Here is a 14,606-nt window from a genome sequence, read left to right on the forward strand (position 1 = left end):
TGAAAAATAAATAAACCGTTAAAACATACGGTTCTATTCCCCTGTAGCGACGAAGAATAGAATTGCAACATCCAGACAATTCTGCAAGAGAAACAGGTAAAAATATAATCCTTATGGATATCATGGAATTATCGCAAGAAAAGCCAGCGAAACGTTTTGCTCACATAATATAGCTTTTTCTTATGGATAATAATGCCGGCAATGAGGGAATAAAATGCGCCTGCGTTTATTCCCTCACGGTGAGGATATTACTGGCGTACCGGCTGGGTCCGACGCAGCATCAGTGCTAATTGCCATAGATTAATCAAGACAATCACCGCGGTGACAATAAAGACCCAACGGAATCCAGCCATTGCCGAGACCGACGCGCCAATTAACGGCCCTACGACATTCCCTAGGTACATAAATGACTGGTTATAGCCAAAAATGCGTCCGGTGACGCGCTCGCTAATATATTTCAATAGCAGCGTCTGTACCGCAGGCAGCATTGCGCCGTCGGCAAAACCGAGAATAAAGCGCAGAATGCCGAGCTGTAGCGGCGTGGTGACAAATGACATGGCAAAAAAGAGCACCACGGCAAAAATCAACGTGGCTAATAAAATACGCTCGGTGCCAATACGATCGCCCAGTTTGCCCAACCGCGGTGCTGAAATGAGCGCCGATACGCCTGGGACGGCCGCTATCATGCCGCTTAGAAACGCGATATTACCGCTATCCGGGGACATCGATTTAATAAACAGCGCCAGAATCGGGCTGATGGAACCATTACAAAGCTGAATAACCATCGTGGTGGCAAACAGGCTTATCACCAGCCCCGGGTACGGCAGCGAGGCAAAAACCGCCTTTCCGCTTAATTTCTCGCCTTTATTGAACTGCGGGCGAGGCCCTTCTTTGATCAAAAAGAGGGTCACTAAGAAGCTCACCAGCAGCAGGAACGCGGTGATATAAAAGACCATTCGTAGACCCACGTGGTCGGCGAGAAAACCGCCCAGCAGCGGCCCACCAATTACCCCGGTAATTTGCGCCGTGGAAAGCGTGCTGAGTGCCCAACCGCTGCGTTCACGCGGCACCTGTGAAGCCACCAGCGCCATCGCATTGGGAATATAACCCGACGTTAACCCCATCACGGCGCGCAGAATAAACAACTGCCAGACGTTGGTGGCAAAAGCCTGGAGCAAAATGGCAATCGCCATCCCAAGTGACGCGCGCAGCAGCATCAACTTGCGGCCCTTACGATCGGCAAGGCTGCCCCACATCGGTGAGACAATGGCTGACACGAGGAAGGTCACGCTGAAGGTTAGCCCGGACCACATGGAAAGCGACTCATGTGACGTCACCCCCAACTGTGCGACATACAGCGGTAAAAACGGCAAAATTTGGCTAATCGCTAGGCCGGTAAAGAAGCAGCCAAGCCAAACGGAAATAAGGTTAACCTTCCAGGATTCCATCAATACACGTATTCAGTTTGCGAAGACAAGTACACAGGTTAGCAAGTTGCCCTTCGCGCAGTATTGTCAGAGATGCTTAATCGATTATTTCAGGATTTTATTGTCCACTTAAGCCATTTATGTGACAGATATCACGACAAAATACCTGTATCACAGTGAGTTATACTTACACTGTATGGATTATTCGCGCCTTACGGGATGGAAAAGGCAGATGCCCTACAGTGCCCGTGGTATGTTATGTGTTTTGCGTTTTAGAACGGATGGAATGAGAGATGGCGAAGTTGCGGGTGGGCATTGTTTTTGGTGGTAAATCAGCGGAGCACGAAGTCTCCTTACAGTCGGCGAAAAATATCGTAGAAGCCATTGATAAAACGCGCTTCGACGTGGTGCTGTTAGGTATCGATAAGCAGGGGCAATGGCATATTAGCGATGCACAGAACTATCTGTTAAACGCCGAGGACCCTGCTCATATCGCCTTGCGTCCTTCAGATACGACATTGGCTCACATTCCAGGTAAAGAAGACCACCAGATGATCGATGCCGCAAGCGGCAAACCGCTAGACGCCATTGACGTTATTTTCCCGATTGTCCACGGCACGCTTGGTGAAGATGGTTCCCTGCAGGGGATGCTGCGCATGGCGAATCTGCCGTTCGTCGGCTCTGACGTATTAGGCTCCGCCGCCTGTATGGATAAAGACGTGACCAAGCGCCTGCTGCGTGACGCCGGGCTTGCTATAGCGCCGTTTGTTACCCTTACACGCCGCAACCGCGACAACTTCACCTTTGATGAGATCAAAGCCAAGCTCGGCGTACCGCTGTTCGTCAAACCGGCCAATCAGGGTTCTTCCGTTGGCGTCAGCAAAGTGAACGATGCCGCGCAATACCAGAAAGCGGTAGCCCTGGCCTTCGAATTTGACCATAAAGTCGTGGTAGAACAAGGGATTAAAGGCCGTGAAATTGAATGTGCGGTGTTGGGCAATGACTTCCCGCAGGCCAGCACCTGTGGCGAAATCGTGCTGAACAGCGAATTTTACGCCTACGACACCAAATACATCGATAACAATGGGGCAAAAGTGGTTGTGCCTGCGGCGATTGCCGCCGACGTGAACGACAAGATCCGCCAAGTCGCCATTGATGCTTACCAGGCATTAGGCTGCAGCGGCATGGCGCGCGTTGATGTGTTCCTAACCGCCGATAACGAAGTCGTGATTAATGAAATCAATACGCTGCCTGGTTTTACCAACATCAGCATGTATCCAAAACTGTGGCAGGCCAGCGGTCTGGATTATACCTCGCTGATTACCCGGCTGATTGAGCTGGCGCTGGAGCGCCATCAGGCTGATAAAGCGCTGAAAACATCAATGAACGATTAAGTTTGCCTTGGCCCGGCGTCACATAACGACGCCGGGCACATCGTGCAAAGTTTTACTCTTCCCGACGACGAATAATAAACCCCGCCAGCCAGAAGCTGATGACCCAAGTCACCATCCCCACCGCATAGGTTTGCCAGCCTTTGGCTTCAAACCCAAGCAGACCGACAATCCCATTAAGAATAAAAATCAGACCAATCGCGAACGCGTAATAGTGCCAATCGCGGCGAATTTTTGCAGGCAGGTTCATAGCGACTCCAGGAGAAAAAAAAGATGATGCCATAAACCATCGACGGCGTCTGTGGGGCGCACAACAATTAGAAAAGCCTTAGATAGCGCAGGGTTGATTGCAGATTAGCGTGCAGATTGGACCATTAGACGCGTAAAACTAGGATTATTCCTGCTCAAAATTTACCATAAATCCGATATTGACAATCCCCTTCTGCTGCCACACTCGCTGTGTAGTACGAAATCGTCGGCATTAACGTCATCTGGGGGTATCAATGACAGATTTCACTTTCTCAAAACGCATATTCAGCGGGAAAAAGGGGGCACCCTCCACCTCTGGCAACCTCGCTTACGCACTTTTCGTCCTGCTGTGCTTTTCGGTAGGTGCACAGTTGTTATCTCTGGTCGCACATGTACCGGGGATTTATGAACATTTAATGCAAATGCAGGACAGCGGTCGCCCGCGTGTTGAAATTGGCTTAGGCGTGAGTACGCTATTTGGTATCGTCCCTGTGGTTGCAGGCTGCGCGATCCTTGGCGTGGGATTGCTGGTGCGCCGCCTGCGCCACCATGATTAATTGATAGCCATACACTTAGCCCTGCGTTCATCAACCCGCTTAGCAAACCACGCCGTGGTGAGTTTGCGGGTGATTTTCGGGCTTTCTAACATAATCCCTGGCAGCATCTCTTTGGCCAGCGGTTTACCCGCCTTCTGCTCAGCAATCTGATAAATCCCTTTATATACCGCCGTGGTTTCAAACGACTGGCTGTCGCCTTGGCGCAACTGGTTATGGATCTCAGTGTTGCTAAGCGAAAGTTTGTTCGCCAGCTTCCTGACCGCCAGTTCAGTGCTGCCCGGTTCATCACTTCCGTAGAGCACAACATCACCATCCAAGGCCAGCTTCACGCCGGTCGCTTTGCTCACCGCATATTGGAACGCGGCGTTGCGACTGGCGTACCAGCCGGCGTTAAAGTCGGCGAAGCGATAAATCGGCGCAGTATAGTTGGCCGGATAGTTCAGCAGATGATACGTACCAAACCACAACCCACCACGCAATGTGAACACTTCTTGGCGCACAGTGCCGTCCATTTTCCACGGATAGTTATTTTGATGCTGCTCGGCAAAGGCAATACTGACCTGCATCGGGCCACCGGTATGTACCGGATTAAGAGAACCAAACAGCTTCTGGCCCATCGGCACCATGCCGATAAAGTCATCAAAAATCGCACTCAGCTGCTTCTCCGTTTTCACGCTATCCAAACGCTCGCTGTAGCTTTTGCCGTTTGGTGAATTGATTTTCAACGCGGTATGAACCAAAAAAACGGGGATGTGCATCTTCTCGGCGCGACGGTCTATCTCTTGCCAGGCAATTTTATTTAAACCCGGTACTGCCGGGTCGGCCTGATAGTTCGACTCCTGCTGCGCCACCGCCAGCACCGAACAGATATTGTCCTCAGTCGGCGCCAGCTTCTGGCTTTCAAACGTTTTCGCCAGCGATTGCGCCCAAGCATCCCTGTCCTTCACGCTGGCGGACATCTTTTGCCGAACCACGCTTGCCACATCCACCGGCTTCTCCCCCGCTTTCATCTGCGGGGCCTGTTGGCTGGTACAGGCGCTGAGCAATGCGCCAGCCAACAATGTTAGGGGTAAAGCACGGTAACGGCTTACGGCAATCGCCATGAAGTGTCCTTATAGAAAATGTATGCCTGTCGCTTAGCTCTGCGGCTGCACGACCTCATCTTGCAGATCTTTATTATCCAGTTCACGCTCGAAACTGCGTAGACGTTTGTAGATGGACATCAGTTCCACCAGCGTCGTCCAGGAGCTAATTAAGTACTGGAATGAACCGCGCACCTGACCGAAAACGTTGGTTATTTGCGTCATCAGACCAAGCGTAATAGTACCGGCAACAATCGATGGGAACAGCAGGAACAAGCCGAAAACGTTATCCACCTGCAGGTACAAAATACGGGCAATATTGAAGTACATGTAATGGAAGTACAGACGGAAATAGTTCTGGCGCACCGCGCTGAAGAGTTCACGCAGCGTCGGCGGTGTGGCGCGGTTCGCGTCGTCTTCGCCATAAACTAGTTCTTTACGATAAGCGGCTTCAACGCGTTGATTTTTGAAGTTTAGTCCAGGTAGTTTAATCCCCACCACCGCCAGCATCCCGGTCCCCATCAGCGACCAGACGATAGCAGCAATCACCAGACCGTATGGAACATGCCCGATAATAGGCAGATTCGGCACGTGTGCCGAGAGCGTGACCAGTACAGGCAAGAAGGCAATCAGGGTCATGATGGCGTTGATGAAGCTGGTGCCCATATCTTCAAGAGTGGAAGCAAAGCGCATGGTGTCTTCCTGCACACGCTGTGCGGCACCTTCGATATGGCGCAGATGCTGCCAGTTTGCGGTGTAGTGTTCGTTCATTGCCGTACGCCAGCGGAAGACATAGTGACTGACGAAGAAATTATTCAGCACGCCAATGACAACGGCAATCAATGCAATGCCGAGGAAAATACCGATTTCCTGATAGAACTGATTTATCGAGACTTTGTTTGGCGAGGAGAGTGCGGTCTGGATCAGATCGTAGAACGGGGCATACCAGGCGTTAATCGCCACGCCCACTTCCACCATAAACCAGGTCACGAAGATGATAAGGGCGGTGCCCAGAATTGACCAGTATTGCCAGCGATGCGGGCTGCGAACAAACCAATACCCGGCAAACAGCGCGACGCATATCAAGTAATAAGCATAAAAAACCAGATAGTTCAGCGACCAAAAACGGGCGGCACTGATGGGAATATTCTGACTTGCCCCGGTGACCCGCAACAGCCAGCTTCCACCTCCAGCCTGCCAGAAAACGACAGCGACAAGCGCCCAAATAAACACCGAGAGAAAAAATGGCCCCGGCTTTGGGAAAAAAGACTTAAACATAGTGCTCTCCTGCTAACTAACTTCTTATGGTTTTGCTTTATGCTGTGACAACAGAATACCGCTACGGTGAATTTTTACCGTAAAGAGGTATTAGGCAATGTTTCTGGATAATGAGACCGAGAAAAAATGGCAGAGTTCGCTTTGCTGCCACCGTATCTATCATACGCGCTGGATCACAAAAGCGTGTCATCAGGCTGATGAATAATTCCCGTATTTACGCCCGGTTACGTTTTTCTCGCTATCATAGCGTTTAATGGCGCAGCACTAGGTGCCGATTCGTTGTATTTTTAGTATAAATACGCGTTACTTCCCCATTTCAATTCATGGATGCCTCCGTTGAAACGTAGTCTGCTTTTTTCTGCCGCGCTCTGCGTGGCGTCATTGACCTCGGTGCAGGCTGCACAGCCTATTACCACCCCTGCGTTTGCGTCCGATATCGCTGACCGCTATGCCAACCACATCTATTACGGCAGCGGCGCAACCGGCATGGCCCTTGTGGTCATCGATGGTAACCAGCGGGTTTTCCGCAGCTTCGGCGAGACCCGTCCCGGCAACAATGTTCACCCGCAGCTCGATTCGGTTATCCGTATCGCCTCACTCAGCAAATTGATGACCAGTGAAATGTTGGTTAAATTGCTCGATCAGGGCGTAGTGAAGCTTAACGATCCGCTGAGTAAGTATGCGCCGGCAGGTTCGAGCGTACCGTCTTACAACGGCACACCGATTACACTGGTGAATCTGGCGACCCATACCAGCGCCCTGCCGCGCGAGCAGCCAGGCGGTGCGGCGCATCGTCCTGTATTCGTCTGGCCGACGCAGTCACAGCGCTGGAGCTATCTGGCAACAGCTAAGCTGCATGCCGCTCCAGGTTCACAGGCCAGTTACTCCAACCTAGCGTTCGACCTGCTTGCAGACGCGTTGGGCAATGCTGCTGGCAAACCCTACCCACAGCTGTTTGAAGAACAAATCGCCCGCCCGTTGGGGATGAAAGACACCACGTTCACACCGTCTCCGGATCAGTGTGGCCGTTTGATGGTAGCCGAGAAAGGCGCGAGCCCATGTAATAATACGCTGGCCGCGATGGGCAGCGGCGGTGTGTACTCCACGCCCGGCGATATGATGCGCTGGATGCAGCAGTATCTCTCTTCTGACTTCTACCATCGCAGCACCCAAGCTGACCGGATGCAAACGCTGGTCTACAAGCGCAGCCAACTGACTCGCGTTATCGGTATGGATGTCCCTGGCCGCGCGGATGCTCTAGGTTTAGGTTGGGTGTATATGGCGCCGAAAAATGGCCGCCCGGGAATTATTCAAAAAACCGGTGGTGGTGGTGGCTTTATTACCTATATGGCAATGATCCCACAATCTAATGTTGGCGCATTTGTGGTGATCACCCGCTCACCGCTCACACGCTTCGTCAACATGAGCGACGGGATTAACGATCTCGTGACGGAACTCAGCGGCAATAAAGCCGCCGTTATTCCAGCCTCCTAATAATCATTAGGCAAACGCGTGATGCCAACGAGTTTGCCTTTTTCCATCTTTATGTAGTCGCCTTTTCGTAATGCGGACAGAATTTCAGCAATGACCGAGCGTGAAATATTGGTTCTTTGCTGAATATAATTCAACACACCAATACGCATCCGAAAGTCACTATCCCAAGACATCATCATTAATAGCGTTGCGCGAATTTGGTGATAGTGGTTGGTGCCAATCAACTGATTGTCACGCTGCTCCAGTATTCGGGTCTGCCAGGTCATCCAATAGAATGCCTCCCGCCAGAGTTGATAGCGTTCGATATAGACCAACGTTTCTCTTGCTGGTAGGAAATACCCCATGCAGTCAGTTTCTGCAATCAACACGTATTCGTTATTAATTTTATTCACTGCCGCTGCAAGGCCGAAAATCACCGGGCTTTGCACGATACCGTACATAATGGGGCTATTTTTACGGTAAAGCGTGACTGAGCCCTGCTGAAAAATAATCGTGGCATTATTAAGTGCACAGTAAGGAATATGGAACGTTTCACCGGCTAACAGACTAAACCGCGTTCCTTGTTGGGATAGTTTTTTATCAAGAGTAAAAAACTCGCTGAGCGGTTTACTCAAATGAGGCATTTATGCAATCCATGCAAAAAATGCTCGTCATGATGACGAGCATTGAGAAATAAACAACATAGGGAGGAATCCCTCCCTATATCCAGAGTGATTACCAGGTGTATTTCACACCAGCGTTAGCCGCCCAATCTTGATCAACATCGCCGCCACCGAGGTAGTTCACACCGGTGTAAGCGCTGAAGTTCTTGGTGAAGCTGAACTGGCTGCCTACACCTACACGTACAGCAGACCCTTCAACACCGTTATCAATGCTATCGCCATTGAGTTCGGAATCATTGTTGGAATCGTCATAGACGTAAGCCAGTTTGAAGTAAGGCGTCATAGCTTGGTCACCGTAGTTGAAGGTGTAACCAGCATCAAAGCCCAATTCATAACGCAGGCTGTCATAATCCTGAGAGCCAACTTTCATATCGTTGCTCAGGCGATAGTTATCGCCAGATTGGAACAGGCCAGAAATGCTGCCGTACGGTGTAACATAACCGGCATTATTGACTTTCCAATCATAGCCCAGTTTCAGACCAAAACCCCATGCATCGGCAGTCGTGTTGCCATCAACATATCTACCGTCGCTCATGCTTGCTGACAGATCGTTGTTGAAGCGCGTGTAGCTCAAGTTGCTGTCGAAGAAGACATTGTTGGCAAAGCGCGCAGAGGAATAAACGTAAGCAGACTGGCTATCCTGATCAACCTGACCGGTACGGTCGCTCATATCACCTTTTGCAAAGGCCGCTGCAGCACCGACGATCCATTTCGCGTTGTTACCATCAATTTTGGAATCGAGACCGACCATAATACCGTTAACGTCTTGATCGTAGCTGATCGTGTCGTTATCGCCATTGAAGCTACCGCCAAAGTAGCTCACCCATGCGCCGCCGTTATCGTCAAAGCCGTGACGAGCGGTGTTCAGACGGGTGTTCAGGGTATCTTGCTGCAGGTTCCAAATATTGGTGTTCGCAGATGGGATGCTCAGCGCCATGTTGGCGTAGTCGGTCAACTCCATCTGTTGCAGAACAACGGTGTTACCTTTTTGTTCGGCCTGATAGGTGTATGCACCCAAGTCAGCACGGTTGGCAGCACTGAAGGTCGCATCGCTGTTCGCATCGTTGACATAGATAAGTTCTTTACCTTTGTAGTCATTGATATCGCCAGCGCCAGTCGCGTTGTTGATACGGACTTTGTAGTTACCAGTTGCAGCAGCTACGCCATCGTTGTTGTCATCAACGCTGAACTCCTGATCGGCGTTAGTGGTATTGCCATTGCCATTGACGGTCAGGTGACCATCAGCGTTCATCGCAATCACACCGTAACCGTAGGTTGCATCAGACTTATTGACGGTGTTGGTATGGCCGTTCACCAAGTCCGCATCTAACACATAGTCGCTGCTCTTGATGTTGAATACGCCGCCCTTGGTAAGCTCCATGGTATCAGTGCCAAATGCGTTAGCTTCATAAGCACCCGCACCGATACTGAATTCACCGCCGTTAGACACGGTGATGGTATTCGCATACAGGTAGGTGGTTTCGTTGTTCAGATCCACGGTACTGTAGCTATCAACGGTCAGATGATCGGTCGCTACCTGTCCACCGGAGCTCAGGTTCATGGCTGAACCGTTAGTCAGAGTGATGGAGTCAGACAGCAGAGAAGAACCGTTGGCCACATCGACCTGAGAGCCGTTATTCACGGTCAACGTATCGATATTCGAGTCATTGACGGTGTTCCACTGAGAACCATTATTCAGCGCAACGTTGAATACGCCGCTCTGGAAAGTCTGGTCGTCAACAACGTTGCCCCATTTATCGTAAGTCGAATCTGGCTCGAGGCTATTAACCGCTACGTCATACATACTGGCAGGGCCGATTGCATCGTAGCCAAAGACAGCCGCACCGGTCCACTTGCTACCGTTATCTAGGGTAATATTCAGCTCGTCAACGTTCAGTCCATCGTCAATCCAGCCGCCGTTAGTATCAACAACCCCGCCGCTTAAAGAAGCATGACCAATTGGATCAAAGTTCGCATTCCACGTGCTTGCGAACACAACATCACCGCTCAGCGTTGAGTTGCTGAACGCTACGTTGTTTTTCATTGCGTAGTTGGAAGCGGCACTGTCGTTGAAGGAAAGCGCAACATCGTTCGCACTACCGTTACCGGCATAATCACTTGGCTCTTTAGAGTTACCGTAGAATCCATCATCTTCCAGCGGCGTATAAGAGCCGGAAGTTACGGTGGAATCTGTCACAACAATGTTGTTGTCCCAAGTATGAGATTCAGCGGTGTAATCACCATTGCTGGTGTCGCCCTGATACAGAGCAATACCCGCGACATGAGACTTACCACTAATATTAATATTACTTTCAACATCCAAATTAACCGCAACGCCTTGGGCGGCAAAAGCGGCTGTACGGTAATCTTCAGATGCTGCTTTACTATCAGAATTTAGATAATTATCAGAAAAGTAGAAATATTCGTAATCGTCATCAATAGTAGAGTTAGCGATATTAAGAGTGAATACATCACCATCATGCCATTTATAATCGACATCAGTTCCGTTGTTCCACGTATAATGATTGCCATCAGCATCGGTATATGCATAAGGTCGCATAGAGGTAATCATACCGTGGATGGTTGAATTCTGAACGGTCAGCGAATTATCGATGCTGTCCGCGTAGTCATTATTCAGGTAATAAGTGGAAAGAACGCCGTTTACAACGTCGCCGTTGAAGTTATTGTCATAATTACCGTCAGCCGCATTGTCATAGATATAACCATAATAAGAGATATAGTCAGTATGGTCTGGATCTGTCCAATTGTTCCAACTGAACGCGGTGGACGCATCATCATGATAGCCAAAGGTGTCGTAAGTCGTCGCATTTGCCTGAGAAGCGAGTGCCAAAGTGCAGGCCAATGCTAGTTGTGATACTACAAGTTTCTTTTTCCAAGAGTGCATTTGTCATCCCTCCTCGGGGACGTATAGCTGTTGTTCCATCAATTAACAATGCAATAAAAACATTAACTCTGTGCCAAAAGAATTATGCAACGCACCTGACAAATGGTTCAATTCCAGTTTAACAAAAGTTCGATTTAGCACTTCTAACAATTATATAAAGACGGCAATAAAAATAAAAAAATCATAAAATACAGCCAGATATAAAAACATTAGCAAAGGGAATCAAACACATCACCTATATAAATAAGGAACCAGAATTCACAAAGCAAATAACTTTATAAGTATTATATTCATTTATTTAATAAACATAAAAAAGACACTAATAAAAAAACAAAAAACACACATAAAATATATATACGAAACGTATAATTATTTTATTTCCATTAGAAAATAAAATTATGAAGCGACTGGTTTTTCATCCTGAATACACTTTTTTCCGACTCGGCCTTGCTCCTCATAACCACCACTTTAGTAAAACATTCAGCCTATGATTCGGTTACAATGGCACTCCTTGTTTCACAAACATCAGGCATACCATGACAGACTTACTCCATCGCCCCCGCCGCCTGCGCAAATCTCCTGCGCTGCGCGCTATGTTTGAAGAGACAACACTGAGCTTAAACGACCTGGTGTTGCCGATCTTTGTTGAAGAAGAAATTAACGATTACAAAGCCATCGAAGCCATGCCCGGCGTGATGCGCATTCCGGAAAAGCACCTGGCGCGCGAGATCGAACGTATTGCCAACGCAGGTATTCGCTCGGTGATGACCTTCGGCATCTCCCACCATACCGATGACACCGGCAGCGACGCGTGGAAAGAAGACGGCCTCGTAGCGCGCATGTCACGTATCTGCAAGCAAACCGTACCGGAGATGATCGTCATGTCCGATACCTGTTTCTGCGAATACACTTCTCACGGCCACTGCGGTGTGCTGTGCGAACACGGTGTTGATAACGATCTGACGCTGGCGAACCTTGGCAAGCAAGCGGTTGTTGCCGCAGCGGCCGGTGCCGACTTCATCGCCCCATCCGCCGCGATGGACGGCCAAGTGCAGGCCATTCGCCAAGCGCTTGACGCCGCTGGGTTCACCGACACCGCCATCATGTCCTACTCCACCAAATTTGCCTCTTCCTTCTACGGCCCGTTCCGTGAAGCGGCTGGCACCGCGCTGAAAGGCGACCGCAAAACCTACCAGATGAACCCAATGAATCGCCGTGAAGCGATTCGTGAGTCGCTGCTGGACGAAGCTCAAGGCGCAGATTGCCTGATGGTGAAACCGGCTGGCGCTTATTTGGATATTCTGCGCGATATCCGTGAACGCACCGAACTACCAATTGGCGCTTACCAAGTTAGCGGCGAATACGCGATGATCAAATTCGCCGCTCAGGCAGGCGCAATTGACGAAGAAAAAGTCGTACTGGAAAGCCTCGGCGCCATCAAACGCGCGGGCGCAGACCTTATCTTTAGCTACTTCGCACTTGATTTAGCCGAGAAGAAAATCCTGCGTTAATGCCTCCCACGCCCTGCTTTTGCGGGGCGTTTTTCCTCATCATAAAACGTCATCAAACCGCCATATAAACGACATCTCCCCCTTCTACTGTCGAGACAGCACAGAAGAGGAGCCGCTATGTTTAGTCTCGACAACGTCATCGACGACCTGTGGCCTCAGGCGAGGCCTGCGACCTGGCAAAAGAAAATACTCAAAAAACTGCTGCATGAAGAGGAATTTCAACAGTTTGCGGCACGTCACCGCCACCTAAAGGGAATAGATTCGGTTGAGCAGGTGCTGGAACACCTGAACATTCACTGCGATATAACAGTGCAAAGTTTGGAGCAAATCCCCGAACAGGGGCCACTGGTTATCATCGCCAACCACCCCACCGGTACACTCGACGGGCTGGCTTTACTCTACGCCGTTTCCCGCGTGCGTCGCGATGTGAAAGTCGTCACCAACCGCATGTTGACCCACCTTGAACCGCTAAGCTCACTGTTTATCCCCGTCGACAATATTAACGGTAAGACCGCTAAATCGGCGCTCCAGCAGATGGACGCCCAGCTACAAAACGGTGGCGTACTGATCTTCTTTCCGGCAGGTGAAGTCTCACGCCTCAGCCGTCGCGGCATTCGTGATAAAAAATGGCATTCAGGCTTTATTAAACTCGCCGCCAAATACCGTGCGCCGCTATTGCCCGCCTGGATTGATGCCCGCAACAGTGCCCTGTTTTACGCCAGCACGCTGGTATCACCCAACCTGCCGCTTCTGCTTTTGATGCAGCAAATGTTCCGTCGCCGCAACGGCAGCCTGCCGATCAGTATTGGTAAACAGATTGCTTGGTCGGCATGGTTTAACCCGCAAAGCACGCCTCGTGAAATGGCGGACAAATGCTATCGCCACCTTCATCTTGTGGGCAAAAATCTGCCAGGGTTATTCAAAACCGAGAGCGCCATCGCTCGCCCGGAACCTCGTGCATTACTAAAGCGCGAGCTCAACCAAGCAGAATGTCTGGGGCGCACGGCGGATGGCAAGGTCATCTACCTGTGGCAGCGTAACGGACAGGACGACGCGCCGCTGCTGCGCGAGCTAGGGCGTCTGCGTGAAATCGCTTTTCGGGCGGTAGGAGAAGGCAGCGGTAAACGTCGTGACGTCGATGGCTATGATGATGACTATTTGCATCTGATTTTATGGGATGAAGCGGATTTGGAGATCGTCGGAGCCTACCGCTTTATGCCAACTGCGACGCAGTTGGAAAAACGCGGGCTGGACGGCATCTACAGCTATAGCCTGTTCCATTACGATGCGCGCATGGATGATATTCTGCAGCACGGTATCGAATTGGGGCGCAGCTTTATTCAGCCGCGCTACTGGGGACGCCGCGGGCTGGATTATCTGTGGTCCGGAATCGGCGCCTATCTGGCGCGCTATCCGCACTATCGCTATCTTTTCGGCCCGGTCTCGATTTCCGGCGGCCTGCCGCCTGCGGCACGCGATCTGCTGGTGGCCTTTTATCGTCTGTGGTTCCCTGCCACCCATCCGCTAGCGCAATCACGCCGTCCCTATCCGGCGTCGCTCCCTGACGTGTTAGCGCAGTTCGGCGGCGAGGATTACAGTGAAGATCTCACGCGGCTAAAATCACTGCTCGGTAACCTCGGCTGCGGTATCCCGCCGCTCTACAAGCAGTATTCGGAAGTGTGCGAGCCGGGTGGCGTGCAGTTTATTGACTTCGGCAGCGACCCGGATTTCAACAACTGTGTGGATGGGCTGGTACTGGTGGATTTAACGTTTCTCAAAGCGAATCGTTATCAGCGGTATATCGGCGCACATCTAGGATCTTAGTGTCATCCGGCAATGTGCCTCACCCTGCCGGATGGCGCTGAGTGTATCCGGCCTACGGTAGGACCGTTATCAACGGTATATTGGTGCATAGCGTAGGCCGGATAAGGCGTTTACGCAGCCATCCGGCAATGTGTGCAGCCTCTCGCCGGATGGCGCTGCGCTTATCCAGCCTACGGTAGGACCGTTATCAACGGTATATCGGTGCATAGCGTAGGCCGGATAAGGC

Annotated in this window: 11 protein-coding genes; 5 read left to right on the forward strand and 6 right to left on the reverse strand. The window is 50.6% G+C overall.

Annotated elements, in window-relative coordinates:
* Positions 1 to 248: 248 nt before the first annotated feature.
* Entirely contained in the window at positions 249 to 1,448 is a 1,200-nt protein-coding gene (locus AB4K05_RS05970) for a multidrug efflux MFS transporter (protein ID WP_368479062.1), read from the reverse strand.
* Positions 1,449 to 1,720: 272 nt separating this feature from the next.
* On the opposite strand from AB4K05_RS05970, the gene ddlA reads away from it, so the two are divergent.
* Entirely contained in the window at positions 1,721 to 2,821 is a 1,101-nt protein-coding gene (gene ddlA / locus AB4K05_RS05975; protein ID WP_368479063.1) for a D-alanine--D-alanine ligase, read from the forward strand.
* A gap of 52 nt (positions 2,822 to 2,873) precedes the next feature.
* Here ddlA and AB4K05_RS05980 read toward each other — a convergent pair whose 3' ends face one another.
* A complete protein-coding gene (locus AB4K05_RS05980) occupies positions 2,874 to 3,068 on the reverse strand; it encodes a DUF2754 family protein (RefSeq protein WP_185667204.1) in 195 nt (64 codons plus the stop codon).
* Positions 3,069 to 3,321: 253 nt separating this feature from the next.
* On the opposite strand from AB4K05_RS05980, the gene AB4K05_RS05985 reads away from it, so the two are divergent.
* Positions 3,322 to 3,624 carry a DUF2755 family protein gene (locus tag AB4K05_RS05985; protein ID WP_368479064.1) on the forward strand — a complete coding sequence of 101 codons (303 nt, stop codon included), beginning with the start codon at positions 3,322 to 3,324 and terminating at the stop codon, positions 3,622 to 3,624.
* Here AB4K05_RS05985 and AB4K05_RS05990 read toward each other — a convergent pair.
* Both AB4K05_RS05990 and sbmA read right to left on the reverse strand, forming a co-directional pair.
* The gene (locus AB4K05_RS05990; RefSeq protein WP_368479065.1) at positions 3,621 to 4,727 is read right to left on the reverse strand and encodes a DUF1615 domain-containing protein; all 1,107 of its coding nucleotides are present in this window, start codon (positions 4,725 to 4,727) and stop codon (positions 3,621 to 3,623) included. The genes AB4K05_RS05985 and AB4K05_RS05990 overlap by 4 nt on opposite strands.
* Positions 4,728 to 4,760: 33 nt before the next feature.
* The gene (gene sbmA / locus AB4K05_RS05995; protein ID WP_368479066.1) at positions 4,761 to 5,984 is read right to left on the reverse strand and encodes a peptide antibiotic transporter SbmA; all 1,224 of its coding nucleotides are present in this window, start codon (positions 5,982 to 5,984) and stop codon (positions 4,761 to 4,763) included.
* Between the two features lie 336 nt (positions 5,985 to 6,320).
* Between sbmA and ampH the strand changes: the two genes are divergently transcribed.
* Positions 6,321 to 7,478, forward strand: coding sequence for a D-alanyl-D-alanine-carboxypeptidase/endopeptidase AmpH (gene ampH, locus AB4K05_RS06000; protein WP_368479067.1), 1,158 nt, complete (start codon positions 6,321 to 6,323; stop codon positions 7,476 to 7,478).
* Here ampH and AB4K05_RS06005 read toward each other — a convergent pair.
* Positions 7,475 to 8,101 carry a helix-turn-helix domain-containing protein gene (locus AB4K05_RS06005; protein WP_368479068.1) on the reverse strand — a complete coding sequence of 209 codons (627 nt, stop codon included), beginning with the start codon at positions 8,099 to 8,101 and terminating at the stop codon, positions 7,475 to 7,477. The genes ampH and AB4K05_RS06005 overlap by 4 nt on opposite strands.
* Positions 8,102 to 8,192: 91 nt before the next feature.
* Positions 8,193 to 11,045, reverse strand: coding sequence for an autotransporter outer membrane beta-barrel domain-containing protein (locus AB4K05_RS06010; protein WP_368479069.1), 2,853 nt, complete (start codon positions 11,043 to 11,045; stop codon positions 8,193 to 8,195).
* 536 nt (positions 11,046 to 11,581) lie between these two features.
* Between AB4K05_RS06010 and hemB the strand changes: the two genes are divergently transcribed.
* Positions 11,582 to 12,556, forward strand: coding sequence for a porphobilinogen synthase (hemB, locus tag AB4K05_RS06015; protein ID WP_368479070.1), 975 nt, complete (start codon positions 11,582 to 11,584; stop codon positions 12,554 to 12,556).
* A gap of 117 nt (positions 12,557 to 12,673) precedes the next feature.
* Complete coding sequence (locus AB4K05_RS06020; protein WP_368479071.1) at positions 12,674 to 14,380, forward strand: lysophospholipid acyltransferase family protein; 1,707 nt, start codon at positions 12,674 to 12,676, stop codon at positions 14,378 to 14,380.
* Positions 14,381 to 14,606 lie beyond the last annotated feature (226 nt).

It is taken from the genome of Kluyvera sp. STS39-E, from assembly GCF_040932435.1.
GTDB lineage: Bacteria > Pseudomonadota > Gammaproteobacteria > Enterobacterales > Enterobacteriaceae > Kluyvera.

Bases quoted from the DNA above. Each gene is read 5' to 3' on its own strand.
- AB4K05_RS06020 (WP_368479071.1), top strand. From the start codon at position 12,674: ATGTTTAGTCTCGACAACGTCATCGACGACCTGTGGCCTCAGGCGAGG.
- AB4K05_RS05990 (WP_368479065.1), bottom strand. From the start codon at position 4,727: ATGGCGATTGCCGTAAGCCGTTACCGTGCTTTACCCCTAACATTGTTG.
- sbmA (WP_368479066.1), bottom strand. From the start codon at position 5,984: ATGTTTAAGTCTTTTTTCCCAAAGCCGGGGCCATTTTTTCTCTCGGTG.
- AB4K05_RS05980 (WP_185667204.1), bottom strand. From the start codon at position 3,068: ATGAACCTGCCTGCAAAAATTCGCCGCGATTGGCACTATTACGCGTTC.
- AB4K05_RS05970 (WP_368479062.1), bottom strand. From the start codon at position 1,448: ATGGAATCCTGGAAGGTTAACCTTATTTCCGTTTGGCTTGGCTGCTTC.
- AB4K05_RS05985 (WP_368479064.1), top strand. From the start codon at position 3,322: ATGACAGATTTCACTTTCTCAAAACGCATATTCAGCGGGAAAAAGGGG.
- AB4K05_RS06010 (WP_368479069.1), bottom strand. From the start codon at position 11,045: ATGCACTCTTGGAAAAAGAAACTTGTAGTATCACAACTAGCATTGGCC.
- AB4K05_RS06005 (WP_368479068.1), bottom strand. From the start codon at position 8,101: ATGCCTCATTTGAGTAAACCGCTCAGCGAGTTTTTTACTCTTGATAAA.
- hemB (WP_368479070.1), top strand. From the start codon at position 11,582: ATGACAGACTTACTCCATCGCCCCCGCCGCCTGCGCAAATCTCCTGCG.
- ddlA (WP_368479063.1), top strand. From the start codon at position 1,721: ATGGCGAAGTTGCGGGTGGGCATTGTTTTTGGTGGTAAATCAGCGGAG.